This window comes from Borrelia turcica IST7, from assembly GCF_003606285.1.
In the GTDB taxonomy this organism is placed as follows: domain Bacteria; phylum Spirochaetota; class Spirochaetia; order Borreliales; family Borreliaceae; genus Borrelia; species Borrelia turcica.
This window is the reverse complement of the sequence record NZ_CP028884.1, coordinates 383,845-400,231: the sequence shown is the minus strand read 5'-3', so window position 1 is coordinate 400,231 and position 16,387 is coordinate 383,845. Positions and strand designations below refer to the sequence as shown.

The 16,387-nt window shown below is 30.3% G+C and carries 14 protein-coding genes; 7 read left to right on the top strand and 7 right to left on the bottom strand.

The features are described from left to right. Window positions 1-16: 16 nt before the first annotated feature. Genes DB313_RS01915 through DB313_RS01900 form a run of 4 tightly spaced genes read right to left on the bottom strand, consistent with a single transcriptional unit; the run spans window position 17 to window position 3,543 of the window. A complete protein-coding gene (locus DB313_RS01915; RefSeq protein ID WP_120104173.1) occupies window positions 17-499 on the bottom strand; it encodes an S-ribosylhomocysteine lyase in 483 nt (160 codons plus the stop codon). Beyond that, window positions 496-1,665 (bottom strand): methionine adenosyltransferase, encoded by a 1,170-nt coding sequence (gene metK, locus DB313_RS01910; protein ID WP_120104172.1) that lies wholly within the window; start codon window positions 1,663-1,665, stop codon window positions 496-498. The genes DB313_RS01915 and metK overlap by 4 nt, the downstream gene beginning before the upstream one ends. Continuing rightward, entirely contained in the window at window positions 1,665-2,390 is a 726-nt protein-coding gene (locus DB313_RS01905) for a 5'-methylthioadenosine/adenosylhomocysteine nucleosidase (protein WP_120104171.1), read from the bottom strand. Before DB313_RS01905 ends, metK begins: the two co-directional genes overlap by 1 nt. Window positions 2,391-2,403: 13 nt before the next feature. Beyond that, window positions 2,404-3,543, bottom strand: a complete 1,140-nt coding sequence (locus tag DB313_RS01900) for an HD-GYP domain-containing protein (protein ID WP_120104170.1) — start codon at window positions 3,541-3,543, stop codon at window positions 2,404-2,406. Window positions 3,544-3,672: 129 nt separating this feature from the next. Between DB313_RS01900 and DB313_RS01895 the strand changes: the two genes are divergently transcribed. From DB313_RS01895 to DB313_RS01870, 6 genes are read left to right on the top strand one after another with little or no spacing between them, the layout of a single operon-like run. After that, window positions 3,673-4,449: a hypothetical protein gene (locus tag DB313_RS01895; RefSeq protein WP_174220841.1), complete on the top strand. Its 777-nt coding sequence runs from the start codon at window positions 3,673-3,675 to the stop codon at window positions 4,447-4,449. Between the two features lie 13 nt (window positions 4,450-4,462). Beyond that, window positions 4,463-5,935, top strand: coding sequence for a glutamate--tRNA ligase (gltX, locus tag DB313_RS01890; protein ID WP_120104168.1), 1,473 nt, complete (start codon window positions 4,463-4,465; stop codon window positions 5,933-5,935). A 29-nt stretch (window positions 5,936-5,964) separates the two neighbouring features. Beyond that, window positions 5,965-7,302, top strand: a complete 1,338-nt coding sequence (locus DB313_RS01885) for a glycine--tRNA ligase (RefSeq protein ID WP_120104167.1) — start codon at window positions 5,965-5,967, stop codon at window positions 7,300-7,302. Next, window positions 7,299-8,516: a tyrosine--tRNA ligase gene (tyrS, locus tag DB313_RS01880; RefSeq protein ID WP_120104166.1), complete on the top strand. Its 1,218-nt coding sequence runs from the start codon at window positions 7,299-7,301 to the stop codon at window positions 8,514-8,516. Before DB313_RS01885 ends, tyrS begins: the two co-directional genes overlap by 4 nt. 10 nt (window positions 8,517-8,526) lie before the next feature. Next, window positions 8,527-10,818 (top strand): AAA family ATPase, encoded by a 2,292-nt coding sequence (locus DB313_RS01875; protein ID WP_174220840.1) that lies wholly within the window; start codon window positions 8,527-8,529, stop codon window positions 10,816-10,818. A gap of 17 nt (window positions 10,819-10,835) precedes the next feature. After that, complete coding sequence (locus tag DB313_RS01870) at window positions 10,836-11,879, top strand: NAD(P)H-dependent glycerol-3-phosphate dehydrogenase (protein WP_120104165.1); 1,044 nt, start codon at window positions 10,836-10,838, stop codon at window positions 11,877-11,879. A gap of 23 nt (window positions 11,880-11,902) precedes the next feature. Here the strand turns inward: DB313_RS01870 and DB313_RS01865 are convergent, their stop codons facing one another. Together DB313_RS01865 and DB313_RS01860 are read right to left on the bottom strand one after the other, a co-directional pair. After that, window positions 11,903-12,169 (bottom strand): PTS transporter subunit EIIB, encoded by a 267-nt coding sequence (locus DB313_RS01865; protein ID WP_120104164.1) that lies wholly within the window; start codon window positions 12,167-12,169, stop codon window positions 11,903-11,905. Between the two features lie 6 nt (window positions 12,170-12,175). Continuing rightward, window positions 12,176-13,552: an aminopeptidase gene (locus tag DB313_RS01860; protein WP_120104163.1), complete on the bottom strand. Its 1,377-nt coding sequence runs from the start codon at window positions 13,550-13,552 to the stop codon at window positions 12,176-12,178. Window positions 13,553-13,666: 114 nt separating this feature from the next. Between DB313_RS01860 and DB313_RS01855 the strand changes: the two genes are divergently transcribed. Then, the gene (locus DB313_RS01855) at window positions 13,667-14,281 is read left to right on the top strand and encodes an LA7/P22 family lipoprotein (protein ID WP_120104162.1); all 615 of its coding nucleotides are present in this window, start codon (window positions 13,667-13,669) and stop codon (window positions 14,279-14,281) included. Between the two features lie 89 nt (window positions 14,282-14,370). Here DB313_RS01855 and DB313_RS01850 read toward each other — a convergent pair whose 3' ends face one another. After that, entirely contained in the window at window positions 14,371-16,368 is a 1,998-nt protein-coding gene (locus tag DB313_RS01850; RefSeq protein ID WP_120104161.1) for an EAL domain-containing protein, read from the bottom strand. Between the last annotated feature and the right edge of the window lie 19 nt (window positions 16,369-16,387).

The window sequence follows — 16,387 nt, the reverse complement described above, 5'->3', positions numbered from 1 at the left end:
ACTTAGGTAATGAATACTATGAAGGGTAGATTAAGTTTTCTTCCTTGATGTTTGTTAGTATTTTTAAATATAGCCTAGACTCATGTTTTGCCATGTTAATATTGTGATCTTGATAATTTCCGCATTCCTTTTCAGTTGCGCCTGCATCTGTAATGTGTCCTTGAAAATTTGCTATCTCAGTGAAAAGCCAAGATATTAAGTTAACAAGATCTTTACTTTCATAATCTCCTAAAAGGATTAAATAAAAACCAGTCCTACAGCCCATTGGCCCAAAGTATAATGTTTTCTTACCCCAATCTTGATGATTCCTTATCACCATTGCACCTATATGTTCAATGGTGTGTATTTCTGCATTGTTTATTACAGGCTCTCTATTGGGTGCTTTCATTCTAATATCCACAGTAGTAAATGTTATATTTTCAAAGACATCTTTTCTGGAGATGTATATGCCAGGATTTAGTTTTGTGTGGTCAACTGTAAAGCTTGCTATTTTATTCATGTCTTAAACTCCTCTTTAATTTTGTCTACAAAGTCTAACTTTTCCCATTCTAGTTCGTTTTTTCCAAAGTGTCCGTATGTTGATGTTTTAGAGTAAATGGGCTCTCTTAATTTTAATTTCTTAATTATACCATCGGGAGTTAGATCGAAGTTATTTATGATAAATTCTAATATCCTTTTTTCATAATTTTCGTCATTTATTCCTGTAGTTATTTTAGTAGATACTGGATTAGAAAGTCCAATAGCATAAGCAAGTTGTATTTCAAATTCTTTAGAAATGCCTGCCGCTACCATGTTCTTAGCAATATATCTTGCCATGTAGGCAGCAGACCGGTCAACTTTAGTAGCATCTTTCCCGCTATAAGCACCCCCACCATGTCTTGCAAACCCACCATAGCTGTCGGCAATAATCTTTCTTCCTGTAAGACCTGTATCTCCGGTTGGACCACCAATGACGAAATTTCCGGAAGGATTAATATAATATCTAATATTAGGATCAAACATTGATTTATTTTGAAGTGTGGGTTTTATAACCTTCTCAATTATTGTTTGCCTTATTACATCTTGAGAAATATCGGGATCGTGTTGATGAGATACAACAATGTTGTTTATTCGAATAGGTTTTTTATTAGGATCATATTCGATGGTAACTTGTGATTTTGCATCAGGTCGTAACCATTTAATTTCTCCTGTTTTTCTAAGTTTGCTGGCTTTTTGTAAGATTAAGTTAGATAATTCATAGGCTATGGGCAAGAAATTTTCAGTTTCATTGCATGCATACCCAAATATTATTCCTTGATCTCCTGCTCCCGTGACCTTTGTATCTTTTCTTTCAACGGCATTTGCAATATCTATTGATTGATATCCAATAGCATCAATGATTGTAACAGATTTATAATCAAGTCCGTATTCTATGTTTGTATATCCAATATTTTTGATTATTTGTTTAGCAATTCCTTTTATATCTATATCTTTTTTTGCTGTACTATTTATTTCTCCTGCAATGACCACTAAATTTTGTGAAATTAATGTTTCACATGCAACCTTTGCCATTTTGTCTTTTTTTAACATTTCATCAAGTATTGCATCTGAAATTTGGTCTGCAATCTTGTCGGGATGTCCCTCAGACACGGCTTCAGAAGTTGATGTCTTGTTTTTACTTATCATTATTGATCCTTTTCTATGAGTCCAATAAGCTCCTTGACCATTCTAGCTGAATTCATTGATGCGATTTTTAGAAATTTATTGAAATCTATGTGATTGTCTTTGATGTTTGGCAAGTCAGATACAGAGCGTGTAATAATAAAAGGTATATTAAATGTGTGTGCAACTTGTGCAATTGCAGCCCCTTCCATTTCTACAGCTAAAGCATCTGGGAAATTACTTTTAATTACTTCTAATTGTTTTTGGTCTCCAATAAATTGGTCTCCTGTAAGTATTAGTCCAATATGAACATTAATGTCTGTTATTTTATCCTCTATAACTTTAACTGCTTTTTTTAATAGTTCTTCATCCGCTTTAAATTTTTGAGGCAATCCCGGGACTTGTCCTATTTTATGTCCAAATTTAGTTAAGTCAAAATCATGGAATGCCATTTCTGATGATACTATTATGTCTTTAATTTTAAGATTAGAATTATCTTTTATCCCACCAGCAGTTCCTGAGTTAATTATGTGAGTGATTTTGTATTTTGATACAATGTAACTAGTCCAACATGCAGCGTTTACTTTACCAATGCCAGTAGTTAAAGAGATTACTTCATGTCCTGAGATTTCTCCCTTCTGAATTTTCTTCTCACCTAAGTAGTCATTTAATGTAATTTCTCTTCTGTTTTCAATTATTGTGTTTATTTCTACTGCTTCTGCATCCATTGCAGATATGATTAAAATCATATTTTTCTCCTTTTTATATTTCTTTTAAAGAATATTTTTTTAAAAGAAATTCTATTTCGTTTTGGCTAAGTATTTTTTTAATTCCCGTCTCTGTTTTGGGTATTGACTTGATCTGATCTTGGTTTTCACTAGGAGGTATAACTTTGTCATCTTTTATTATATATTTGATGTAAGGATAATTAAGATTCTTTTCATTAACTTTTATTATTTTGGCAATTGATTTATCATTAAGTTCCACAATAAAATCTAGTGGGCATTGAGAAAGTACTTTAATAATTAATTTTAAAACCCTTTTATCAAATTTTTTATCTGCGTCTTGTATTAGCTCTATAAGAGATGCTCCAGAATTTAAGGATTTTTTATATGTTTTATCTAAAATAATTGCACTATATGCACTAGCAGCACCAATGATATTTGATTCAATGCTAATATTTTCGCTTTTAAGCTTTTTAGGGTATCCTGATCCATCTAAGTTTTCTTTATGGCTGAGTAATGTTGAGCAGATAGAATTAGAAAAATCAGTTGCCGATACAATTTTATAACCAAGAATAGGGTACTTTTTGATTAGTTCAAACTCTTTATCACTTAACTTTTCTTGCTTTTCACTTATCTTTAAAGGAATAAATAAAAATCCTATTTTGTGAAGAAGTGCTACTGTACATAATTCAACTGTTTTGTGGTTGTTTAAGTTCATCTCATGTCCAAGTGCAACTGTTAATATTGCAGTGTTTATTGAGTGTACAATATGATAGTCAGACAAGAATTTAGGTATTTTTATGTATTTTATAAATGTTTTTTGATTTTTCTTATAAAATTCTATTACCTTTTTTGCAGTTGGTAAGATATCTTGGTAATAAATTTTTTTATTTTTTTTGCAAGTTTCATATATTTCTTCTAAGTTACTTATTAGTATATGATAGTTTGAAATAGATTCTTTATCATATTCTGAATTGTTCAGTACATTTCCTTTATTCATTAGGGACTCATTAAAGAAGTTCATTTTTACGTAAAGCTCACCTCTTAAACCCCATTTTTCGATTAATTCAATATGTTTGGGTTTGACAAGAGAATTTTTAGGCCATACTAAAAAATCTTTTTCTATCATACAAGAAAAAACCTTTACATCTTTTGCCAACTCATCAAGGCTTTGCATCTTTCCCCTTAAGGTTACACTTGTTAATAAACATGTATAACACATTATTTATTAATTGTCTATCTGTTTAGTATAATATAATTGTATATCTCAATTTTGTAATTTAACTTATTTTAAAAGAGATTTTTGATGGTAGATAGAATACTTTTGATTTTTAATATTATGTTTGTTGGATTTTTTTTGTGTTTAATTTTTTTCCTAGAAATTTTAAAATATTCGAGTGTACTAGAATTTATTTTCCTTCATTCTTATTTTATTTTAGGGTTTATTTTACTTGTGTTTGCATTTAATATTTTTTATTCTAAATTGCTTTATTCAAGGTTATATTTTGTATTTAATGGGGTAGAGAATACTTATACTTTTTTGAAACTTAAGATAATTAGGAGGCGACTTAGGAGTGTATTTGATATTTCTCTTTTGTTAAAGATGATTTTAATCAAACAAGATAAAAAAAGCCTTGATGAAGTTTATTTTTATTTAAAAGATAATAAGATTAGTAATAAAACAATTGTAGAACTTTATTCTGTTCTTATTAGTTTTAGAGAAAAGGAGAAGGCATCTAGTTTGATTTTAAAGTATACAAGCAGTAAGAATAGGTGGGTAAAGTATTGTATAGCACTTAGTATGATTTCCTTTGAAGAATATGAAAAATTGGATAAGATATTAGATTTTTTAAAGAAGTATTTTTTAAAAGAACCTATTTTTACAATTTATTATTACTATATCTTAAAAAGATCTAATGTAGGATCTTATTTAACTGAAACCAGTAAACTTGAGATTAGAGATAAATATTTTAAATACAAAGATAAACTGAATACTAAACATACAAAATTACTAGGTTCAAATTTATTTTTTGTAGTTTTTTATTATATTTATGATAGCTCAAAAAAGGATATTTTTTATTAAGAGAGGATAGATTTTGAGTGTAAGAGTTAGATATGCACCTTCTCCAACGGGTTTGCAACATATTGGAGGAATTAGAACAGCTTTATTTAATTATTTCTTTGCCAAGTCTTGTGGTGGGAAATTTTTACTTAGAATTGAAGATACAGACCAGACGAGATATTTTAAAGAAGCCGAAGATGATCTTTATCGGAGTTTAGAGTGGCTTGGGATTGATTTTGATGAGGGCCCTACTTGTGGGGGACCTTATGAACCTTATGTTCAGTCAAAGAGAACTGAAATATATGTTGAATATGCTAAAAAATTAGTTGAATCGGGAAATGCTTACTATTGTTATTGCACGCCGGAGAGGCTAGAAAGGATTAGGAAGATTCAAACTGTTAATAAGATGGCAACAGGGTATGACAGACATTGTAGAAATTTGAGTGAGAGAGAGATTCGGGATGCTATAAGTTTAGGAATTAGTCCTGTTATTAGATTTAAAATTCCTCTTGATGGAGAGACTAGTTTTAATGATATTTTACTTAACAAGGTAACATGGCCAAATAAGGATATTAATCCTGATCCTATTATTCTTAAGTCTGACGGACTACCAACTTATCATCTTGCTAATGTTATTGATGATTATTTAATGAAAGTTTCGCATGTCTTAAGAGCTCAGGAGTGGGTTTCTTCAGGCCCTTTACATGTACTTCTTTATAATGCTTTTGGATGGACTCCTCCCATTTATTGCCATCTTCCAATGGTGATGGGTAGTGATGGGCAAAAATTGAGTAAGAGGCATGGTGCTACAGCTTTAAGACAGTTTATTGAAGATGGGTATCTGCCAGAGGCTATTATTAATTACATTACTTTACTTGGTTGGTCTTATGATGATAAGAAGGAATTTTTTACAAAAGATGAATTTCAAAAATTATTTTGTGTTGAGAAGATAAATAAATCTCCTGCTGTTTTTGATTATCATAAATTAGATTTTTTTAATAGTTATTACATTAGAGAAAAGGAAGATGAGGAACTGGCTAGTCTTTTAATTCCTTTTTTGCAACGAGTTGCCTACATTAAAGAGGATATTAAACCTGAAGATAGGGAAACATTGATACTTTTAATTCCCCTCATAAAGACAAGGATTAGAAAGCTTAGCGAGGCTATAAATATGCTTAAGTTTTTTTATGAGGATATTAAAACATGGAATTTAGATGAGTTTTTAGGTAAGAAGAAAACATCGGGTGATATTTATTTGATTTTAGATAAGATTAAGCCAATATTAGAAGGTTTTGAAACAAGGGAATTGTCTGATAACGAAAAAGTGTTTAATGATTTTGCTAAGGCGAATAATCTGAAAATAGGTGAAGTCCTTCTTCCAATTAGAATTGCAGTTCTTGGCAGTAAGGTATCACCTCCTCTTTTTGATTCTTTAAAATTACTCGGAAAAGGTAAGGTTTTTGATAGAATAAACTTAGCACAAGAATTTTTGAAAAGACATGAATAACAAAAATAATACGTTTTAAGGATATTGATATGACAAGAATAGAAGATATTATTGCACTTGCTAAAAGGAAGGGTTTTGTATTTCAATCCTCAGAAGTTTATGGAGGCCTTTCAGGGGCATGGGATTATGGGCCTTTGGGTATTGAGCTTAAAAATAATATACAAAAAGAATGGTGGAAGAGTATGGTTTACTTGCATGAAAATGTAGTAGGCTTGGATAGTGCTATTTTTATGAGGCCTGAAGTTTGGGCGGCCTCAGGGCATGTTGATAGTTTTTCAGACTCACTAGTTGATTGTAGAAATTGTAAAAATAGATTTAGAGTGGATTTTGTTGATGTGTCTAAGGATTGTCCTAGCTGTAGTGCAGAGAGTTCTTTTACAGATCCCCGAAATTTTAATCTAATGTTTAAAACTAATATTGGGGCTACAAAAGAGAGTTCGAGTGAAATTTATTTAAGGCCAGAGACGGCTCAGGGTATTTTTGTTAATTTTCGCAATGTATTGGACTCTACAAGACTTAAAATACCTTTTGGCATAGCTCAAGTTGGTAAAGCATTTAGGAATGAAATAATAACAAAAAATTTTATATTCAGAACTTGTGAATTTGAGCAAATGGAGATGCAGTTCTTTGTACATCCTAATCAGATGGATGACTGGTATTATTATTGGAAGCAAAATAGAATGAATTTTTTTGTGGAAACTCTTGGAATAAAATCGGATAGTCTTAGATTTAAGGAACATGGCGAGGATGAACTTGCTCATTATGCTAAAGCAGCTGTTGATATTGAATATGAATTTCCATTTGGTTTCCAGGAAATTGAAGGGATTCATAATAGGGGAGATTATGATTTGACTCAACACGCTAAGTTTTGTGAGAAGCCTAAATTATTTGAATACCATGATTTAACAAGTGGTGAGAGATATATTCCTTATGTTATTGAGACGTCTCTTGGGCTTACAAGGAGTGTTTTAATGACTCTTTGTGATGCTTATGCGCAGGAGGAACTTGAGGGAGGCGATAAACGAGTTGTCCTTCGCTTGCACCCTAAGCTTGCCCCTTATAAAGTTGCAATACTTCCTCTTGTAAAAAAGGATGGGCTTGATGATCTTGCTAGGAGGGTATTTATGGAGCTTAGCGATGATTTTTATATGTTTTATGATGACAGTGGTACAATTGGCAAAAGATACAGGCGTCAAGATGAAATTGGAACACCTTATTGTGTAACCATAGACTATGACACTATGGAAAATAGGACGGTTACTTTAAGAGAGAGAGATCGTATGACTCAGGTAAGAATTTCGCTTGATGAGTTATATTCATATATTAGGACTGAAATGTTAAATTATAGGGGAGTTTCAAATAGATGAATCTTGCCTTGGAGATTTTAAAGAAGCGAGGATTCTTAAAACAGTGTACAAATCTAGAAGCTTTAAGTGAGTTGATGGATAGGGAAAAGATAGTTTTTTATGTGGGAGTTGATGCTACTTTTAATTCTCTTCATATTGGACATTTAATTCCTTTTATGGCAATGGTACATCTTCAAAGACAAGGACATGTTCCAATTGCTTTAATTGGTGGTGGTACTACAAAGATAGGCGATCCTTCTGGCAAGAATGAGATGAGGAAAATTTTATCAAAAGAGGATATAGAAAAAAATGTTAATGAGATAAAGAAACAGTTATTAAGAATAGTAGATTTTAATAGTGGCTATGTTCTTGATAATTCGGAATGGCTTGATAGTATTAATTATATTGAATTTTTAAGGGATATTGGAATTCATTTTTCTGTTAATCGTATGCTGGGGTTTGAGACTTATAAAAGAAGATTGGATACTGGCCTTTCATTTATTGAATTTAATTATCAACTTTTGCAATCTTATGATTTTTATATGCTCAATAAAATTAAGAATTGCAGTCTTCAGATTGGAGGGGATGATCAGTGGGGCAACATTGTTTCCGGAGTTGATTTAGTGAGAAGGAAAGTGGGGGAAGAGGTTTTTGGTCTCACATTTCCCCTTGTTACACGAAGTGATGGGAAAAAAATGGGAAAATCAGAAAAGGGAGCTGTTTATATTGACTCAGAGATTTACAGTGTTTATGATTTTTATCAATATTTTAGGAATATTCCGGATTTAGATGTTAAGAAATTTTTGTATCTATTTACTTTTTTAGAAGAGGCTGAGATTGAAAATATTTCAAGTTTTGAAGGAAATTTATTAAACAAAGCAAAAGAAACTTTGGCTTTTGAAATAACAAAGATTGTTCATGGAGAGGAGTCAGCATTAAGAGTCGCTTCCGCTGCCTCTGCTGCTTTTAAAGGAGATGGAGACAGGGCCAATATCCCTTTTTTTGAGTTAGGGTTAGATAATTTGGGAGAAGGAATTTTATTGATTGATTTAATGATTCTTTCAAAAGTTGTATCTAGTAAGTCAGAAGCTAGGAGATTAATTAATTCAGGTGGAGTTTATATAGATAAATTAAGAATAGGAGAACAAGATTATTTTCTTACTAAGGATAATTTTACTAATGGTGAGTTTGAAATTAGAGTAGGTAAGAAAAAAGTTTTAAGAATTATTTTATAGTTGGGGTTTCGTGTATAACAGAAGAGCTTTAAATAATTTATTCTTTAGATCATTTCTGTTTTTTATGGAACGGCAACATGCTGTCTTTACAGAAGAACATGTTTTTCATAGTTTAATTAATGACGATAAGATTAAAGAATTGCTTGAGTTATGTACTCTCGATTTTTACAATCTTGAGAAAATATTAGAAGAGTTTTTTAAGAAACTTCCCTTAAGAGAATCTAGTATTTCAGATTATGCTTTCAAGATAAATGATTTGTATCAAGAAATAATTGATACAATTTTTTGTTATAAAAAACCATATAAAATACAGGAAAAAGATTTATTATGGGTATTAATTAGAAAAAGACAAAATACAATTTTAGATTCTTTACTAAAGTCGGGCTTTAATTTATCTATCTTTGATAAGATGATTGAAGTTTATGATTACTTAGGTTCAGATGTAAAGTTAGGATTAGTTGACAATAAAAGAACTGCCTCTACTTATGTTTCTGACGAAGAAATAGATAAAAATGGAGGTTTTGATATTTTTGAGGAAGACCATTTTAGATTAGAGAGCAATAATGATTCATTGGACGACAGTAATTTTGTTAAAGAATTTCTAGTAAATGTTATTGATAGTTTAGATCCAAATTTAGAGCAAAGCCCCTTGATTGGTCGAGAAAAAGAATTGAGTAAGTTGATTCAAGTAATGCTACGCAGGCATAAAAGTAATCCAATTTTGTTTGGAGAGCCTGGTGTTGGAAAAACGATATTAATTCAAGGACTTGCTTATATGATAAAAGAGGGTAGGGTACCTCAGGAGTTGAAGGGGCATGAGGTCTATTCTCTTGATATTGGTAAACTTATATCTGGAACTAGATACAGGGGAGATCTTGAGGATAGAGTAAATAAAGTTTTAGATTTTTTGTATTTAAAAAAAAAGGTAATTCTCTTTATAGATGAAATCCATATGATAGTTGGTGCTGGTGCCACCTCGTTTAGTAGCATAGATATTTCAAATTTATTGAAACCTATTTTGACTTTAGGGAAAGTGAAGTTTATAGGTGCTACTACGGAATATGAATATAAAAAGTTTTTCTTAAGAGATAAAGCTTTAGTAAGAAGGTTTCATAGCATAGAACTTAAGGAACCAAGATTTGAAGACACCTATCTTATGTTAAAGGGAGCTAAGGGACAGTATGAAAAATATCATAATGTAGAGTACACGGATGAGGCAATACGAGCTTCCATTTCTATGTCTTGTAAATATATTAAGGATAGATTTCTTCCAGACAAGGCTTTTGACTTGTTAGATGAACTTGGAGCTAAGTTTAAACTTGAGAATAATAAAAAAATAATCACTGAGGATGATGTTAAAGATTTTGTTAAATCTATGGTTGGTATGAGTATTTTTAATTTGGATGAACATGATGATAGTTTACTTGTTGATCTTGAACATAAAATAAGAGAGAACATGATAATTGATGAGGATGTTTTATCTGACTTGATATTGAATATAAAGCTTTTAAAGGTTAAATTTCTGCTTGAAAATAATACTCTTGGTCTTTTTGTTTTTATGAGCTCTTCTGATCTTGATAAGAATAAACTTTCATGTATTTTATCAGAAGAGCTTAAAATGCCTAAGTTTACCTTAAGGATGAGTGAATATGGTGATTTTGATGGTATTAATAGGTTAATAGGCCCTATGTATTCCTCTGATTCTTATGATGAACCTACTAAATTTTTTAAGTTTTTGAGTAGGTCTTCAAGTTCAATTATTTTTCTATCGGATTTTGATAAAGCTCATAAAAGGGTTAAAGATTTTTTTTTTGAAGGATTTAATACGGGAAAATTTTTTGATAGTTTTGGCAGAAGTGTTAGTTTGTCAGATAGCATAATAATAATAGATATTAATATAGAACATAGAGAATTTAGCAGTATTGGATTTAAAAATGAGGTAACAAGTGCCAGGAGTTTACTAGAGAAGAGATTTTCTTCTCTAGTTTTAGATTTGGTAGATCATATTTTTTTCTTCAGACCTTTGGATGAGGGTGATTTTGAAAAGGTTATTAAGAAAGAGATTAATAATTTTATTAGGATATTAAAGGAAAAGGCGATTGAAGTTTTTTTTGAAGAAGATATTATAGATTATTTAAAGGGTAAGACATATGAAAGTGGATTTGGAATTAAGGGTGTAAGGAAAATTATAATTAAGGAGATAGGAAGCTTGTTAATTAATGAAATGATTGTAAAAAAAATTAAAAAAAATGATAAAATTAGGGTCTATTTAGAGGGTAAGATGAAATATGAATTATTATGAATATATAGGAGCTATATATGAAGATATCGATAATTGGAGCAGGAGCTTGGGGAACAGCTGTTGCTAAGGTGTTGGCGGATAAGGGTAAAGATAATGTTTTAATATGGTCTTTTGAAGAAGATGTTAAAGATAGTATTAATAATGAACATGAAAATGTTAAATATTTAAAGGGAATTAAATTACCAGATAATTTGGTTGCAACTTCTGATTTAAGAGATGCTGTGAGTTTATCTGACTATGTTTTTATTGCAACTCCTTCTCTTTATACTTTGGGAGTCTTTAAGAGTTTAGATAGTATTATTACTGGTAGAAAACCTGGTTTGGCAATACTTACTAAGGGTTTTATCACTATTGATGGTAAACCTTGTCCTATTGTAGAGGTTGCAGAGAGTATTTTGGGTGAATATAGGGATAAGATTACTTATATTGCGGGTCCAAGTCATGCTGAGGAAGTTGGTCTTGGTGTGATTACAGGACTTATGGTTGCTAGTAAAAGCAGGGAGGCTGCTTCTGCTTTTATGAATTTGTTTGCTAGTACTTCCATTTCTGTTTTTTATAGTGATGATGTTTTGGGTGTTCAGATAGCATCAGCTTTGAAAAATATATTTGCAATTGCATTTGGGATTTTGGACGAGTATAAAAGTAAAAATCCAAATTTGATAGGAAACAACACAGAGTCTTTTTTATTTTCAGTTTCTTTAAATGATATGAAAAACATTGCATTTAAGGTTGGTGATTGCAGTGAGAAGACGTTTTTATTTTTAGCTGGTTCTGGAGATTTGGATGTTACTTGTAGAAGTATTTTTGGAAGAAATAGACGATTTGGCCGTGAACTTGTTAGTAAGGGTATTTTAAGTAATTTTGAAGGTATAGATGACTTAATAAGTAATATACATAAAATTGGTTATCTTCCAGAGGGAGTAGTTGCTGCTAGGGAAGTGTCTTTGCTTTTAGGGAATGATTTGGGTAAGCAAGGTTTAGCAGGCGTTGTTTATAAAATATTGAATAAGGAAGCAAGTCCTGATGCTGTTATTGAGTATATAAAAAATTTTAAATATTAGGACCCAGTAGGGTCCTTCAATTTTTAATTTGTGTGCTCATTCATCATATACAAAATATTATTGTAAACATCTTCAATTATTTCAAAATTCATTACGATCTCTGTAAATTCATTTGATTTAATTGTGCCTATTATGTTTTTATCTTCCGTTAAATTTTCTCTTTTAATTAAAGAGTTACTGTCAACTAGTATTTTGATTCTAGTAACATCTTTGTCTATTTCTTTAATGTTTACAATACCACCAAAACATTCTACGATATGTTCCGATGTTTTTATTGCTTTTTCATTCATATTTATTTATCCTTGAAAAAATGCCTTATATGCCATATAGGAAGTGTATACATCAAATTTAGAAGTTATTTCAAATGGTGAGTGCATACTAATTACACCAGGCCCCATGTCTATTGTTCTTATGCCATAATGAGCTAAAAATTTTGCAACAGTGCCACCGCCTCCTTCTTCTACTTTACCAAGTGTAGCTACTTGCCAAGCTATGTTATTCTTGTTTAGCAAATTTCTAATATAAAAGACAAGTTCAGCATCGGCATCGCTGGCCATGGACTTACCCCCATGTCCTGTATATTTCATAATGGGTATTCCATATCCTATCTTAGGTGCGTTTTGTTCATCATGAACAGATTTAAATAAGGGATTAATTGCACCACAAACATCAGCGGATATGCTTTTTGAGTTCCATAGTGCCTTTTGAACAAGAAGATCATTATATTTATTACCTTCAAGTTTGAATAATATGTCTGATACAAAGAATTCAAGATATCTTGAATTTAAACCAGTTGAACCAGTTGATCCAATCTCTTCTTTATCAACTAAAAAGCATACAGCAGTTTTGTTTGGAGTCTCTTCTAAGCTTAAAATAGCCTCTAGTGAAGTGTAGACACAAACTCTGTCATCTTGACCATAACCACCAATAAGTGCTCTATCAAATCCTACATCCTTTGCTTCTCCTGCTGGTACTATTTCTATTTCTGCTGAGACAAAATCTTCTTCTTCTATTTTGTATTTTTTATTTATTAAATCAAGAATAGCAAGCTTTACCTTATCTTTTTCTTTAGTTTCAATAGGTAGACTTCCGATTATTATTTTTAAATTTTCACCTTCAATAATTTCTTCGGATTTTTTGTCCCTTTGTACTTTTTTGTCAAGATGTGGCAATATGTCAGGAATTACAAATACGGGATCATTCTTGTCGTCTCCGATATTAATTTCTACTTTATCTTCGTTTTTCAAAAAGACTACTCCTCGTATTGATAGAGGAATAGATAGCCATTGATATTTTTTGATTCCTCCGTAGTAATTTGTTTTAATTAATGCAAATTCATTTTCTTCTGCAATTGGTGATGGTTTTGCGTCAAGTCTTGGTGAATCTGTGTGAGATACAATGAAGTTCATTCCATTCTCAATAGGTTCCTTCCCAACAAAAACAAGAGCAACATTTTTATCTCGACATGTGTAAAAGATTTTGTCTCCGGGTTTTAATTCTTGCTTTTCACATGAACAGGTGAAACCTTTTTCTTTAGCCTTTTGTATAGCATAATGGATAGATTCTCTTTCGGTTTTGATAGTGCTTAAAAAATACTTATATTTTTCTGAAAATTCTAAAATTTTATGTTTTTCTTCTTCTTTTAAAGAAATCCAAGGGTTTTGTTTTTTCATTTAAATTCCTCCTTATTTTTTTATTATAGCAGTTGAATGATACATAAAATTTGTATAAAACAATTGATTTATCATTGTCTTTAAAAGATAATGATAAACTATAGGAGAATATTTATGTACAGAAATTATTTTTTTAAAAATATTTTATTAATGACTATATTTATTTTGTTATTAGTAGGGTGTGAGTCTAAGAATAAAACAGAAGAAAGTAAGGCCCATGACCATCATGATCATGACCATGACCATTCTGAGTCTTTAAGAGGCCCTATTGATGAACATACTTTGGGGCATATATTGCATGCAATGGGAATATCTGTTGCTGGCAAAGATGAACGTTCAAAGATAGGGAAAGCTATTAAAGTTATGCATTTTGCAGGGGATAATGAAGGCCTACGAGAAGTAGATTCAAGTGCAGACGCTAAGATGACTGTTTATTCATATGAAAATGCATATGTGGCAGAGGCACATATTGATATTGCTGGCAGTAAGCAGGATTCTCATATTTTTGTAGGAGTAAGTTCAGATCTTAAAAAAATTATAGACATGAATTTGAATGGAGTTAAGAATGATACAGCAAGAGAGTTTATAAAGACTTTTAAAGGCCTTGATATTGTTGATGGTAAAGTAAATGTTTCCATTGATGAGAATGATGAAGATGCTAAGAATATATTAGCTACTGTTAATTTTATAATAGGTAGTCTTGCAAAAACTGTATTGTCAATGAATTAAAGATTGAAATTGGTATGTTTTGATTAATTTTTAAGAATAGACCTTACTAATCATAAGGTCTATTCTTGATCCTGAATACCTTATATGCTCTATATTGGTTCTGGTACATGCCATAGGAATCCTTGTCCATAATCTATTCCAATTTCATTGATTTTTTTAAGTATTTCTTCGTTTGATACAAATTCAGCTACTATTTTTATTCTTTTTGTATCAGCAATTTCTTTGATTGATTTTATTATCACAAGATCTGTTTGGCTGGAATTTATTACTTTAATAAAAGACCCATCTATTTTTATGATATCTATCGGTAATATTTTAATGTATGAAAGTGAAGTGTGACCGCTTCCAAAATCATCAAGTGCTAGTTTGATTCCAAAACTTTTAAGTTCTTTGAAATAGTTGTTAACTAGTTCAAAATTTTCTAAAATCCCAGTTTCTGTTATTTCTAAGCATATGTTTTGAAGTGGTACATGACTTGTAAGGAGTGTTTCTCTTAAGAACATTCTAAAATTTTTAGATTTTAGTGATTGTGGTGAAATGTTGATTGAAAAAATATGTATACCATTTTTTGCTACAAAATTTGTATATTCTCTTAAGGCTTTAGTAACAATCAGTTGGTCCACTTCAACAGTTAGATTATATTTTTCTATTAAATTGAATACTGTGCTATTTGGAATAGGAGTCCCAGTGTGGTCAAAAAGTCTTGTTAGTATTTCGATTTTAGGTTTTAAATTCTTTTTAAGGGGAGTTATTTTTTGATAGTAGAGAGTAAAAAAGTCATTTTTGATTGCTTTTACTATGTATTCAAATATTTTATTTTGGTTTTTAATAAGTATTGTTTCTGGTAGATCGTCTTTATATAAAATAGGAAGAGAATCTTTATATTCAGAAGATATTTTTGTTGCTATTTTTAGTTTTGAAATTATTATCTCTATGTCTTCTTGTAAATTAGCCTCTATTACTCCTATATTGAATTTAAATAGTATGAATCCTTGCTTTTTAAGTTCATTCGATATGGTTTTCTTAATTTCTTCTGCAATTGCAATTAGTCTCCTCTCTCCACCATTTGTGGAAATAATAACTATTAAATTATTATCTTTCACTCGAAATATGTATTCTGAGTAAAATGACATTATTTTAGAGGTGATTTTTTTAAGTATTTTAAAGTCTATATTTGCTCTATTCCCTTTATATTCATATTCTGTATTTATGTGTAAGTCTAGGTCAAATAAATATGTATTTTTATAAGAGGATTCAATTTGATTTATTAAAAGATTTTCAAGTTCTTTGATATTATACAAATCTGTTTGTGTATCAATAATTTCAAGATTTCTATCGTAGTTTTTGGGTTTTAAATGAGATATTTCTCTTATTGTTATTAATTTATCAATGTTATTTTGGCCAATTGTGCTAACAAATAAATCTACAGTTAATTTTTTATTGTGCTTTGCTATTAAAAGGCAATCAGTTATTAATATGTTCCTAAATTCAGGAATGTCATTTATAGTATAACTTAAATCTATTTTATTTTCTTTTTCTAAAGCTATGATATTGATATCAGTTATTTTATTTGTTTTGCCTCTAGTCTTTATTGGGAGTTCAAGTTCTTTACTGCCTTTCTCATTAACATAGATAATATCATTTTCAATATTTGTAATTATTACAATCTCTTTAATAAGTTCAGCTAAATTTAAGAAAAAATCAAGGTTTGCATTATTATTGTCATGAAAAAGCTTTTTTTGACATATGAGACTGTGATTAAAACTTAACTCATGGATGTCTCTTAGTATTTCTATATAATTGAATTTATAAGTTGTTGTTTCTGTAGGCTTATTGTTTATTATAATAGAATAAACTTTGTTGATGCTTTGTAAATCATTAGCTATATTGATTGAGAATTCTATTGGTCTTTTGTGGTTGTAAATGATAGCAAACTTAATATCATTTTGTTTAATGTATTCTCTGGAGATATTTTTTCTAGAGGATGAAATATATAATAAGTTGAAAATAGATTGAAGCCTTGCAATATCCTCGTCATTAATTTTTTGCTCAGATATTGCAATCGCATTTGGATATGTATTCTTCATCTTACTATAAATAAACTTA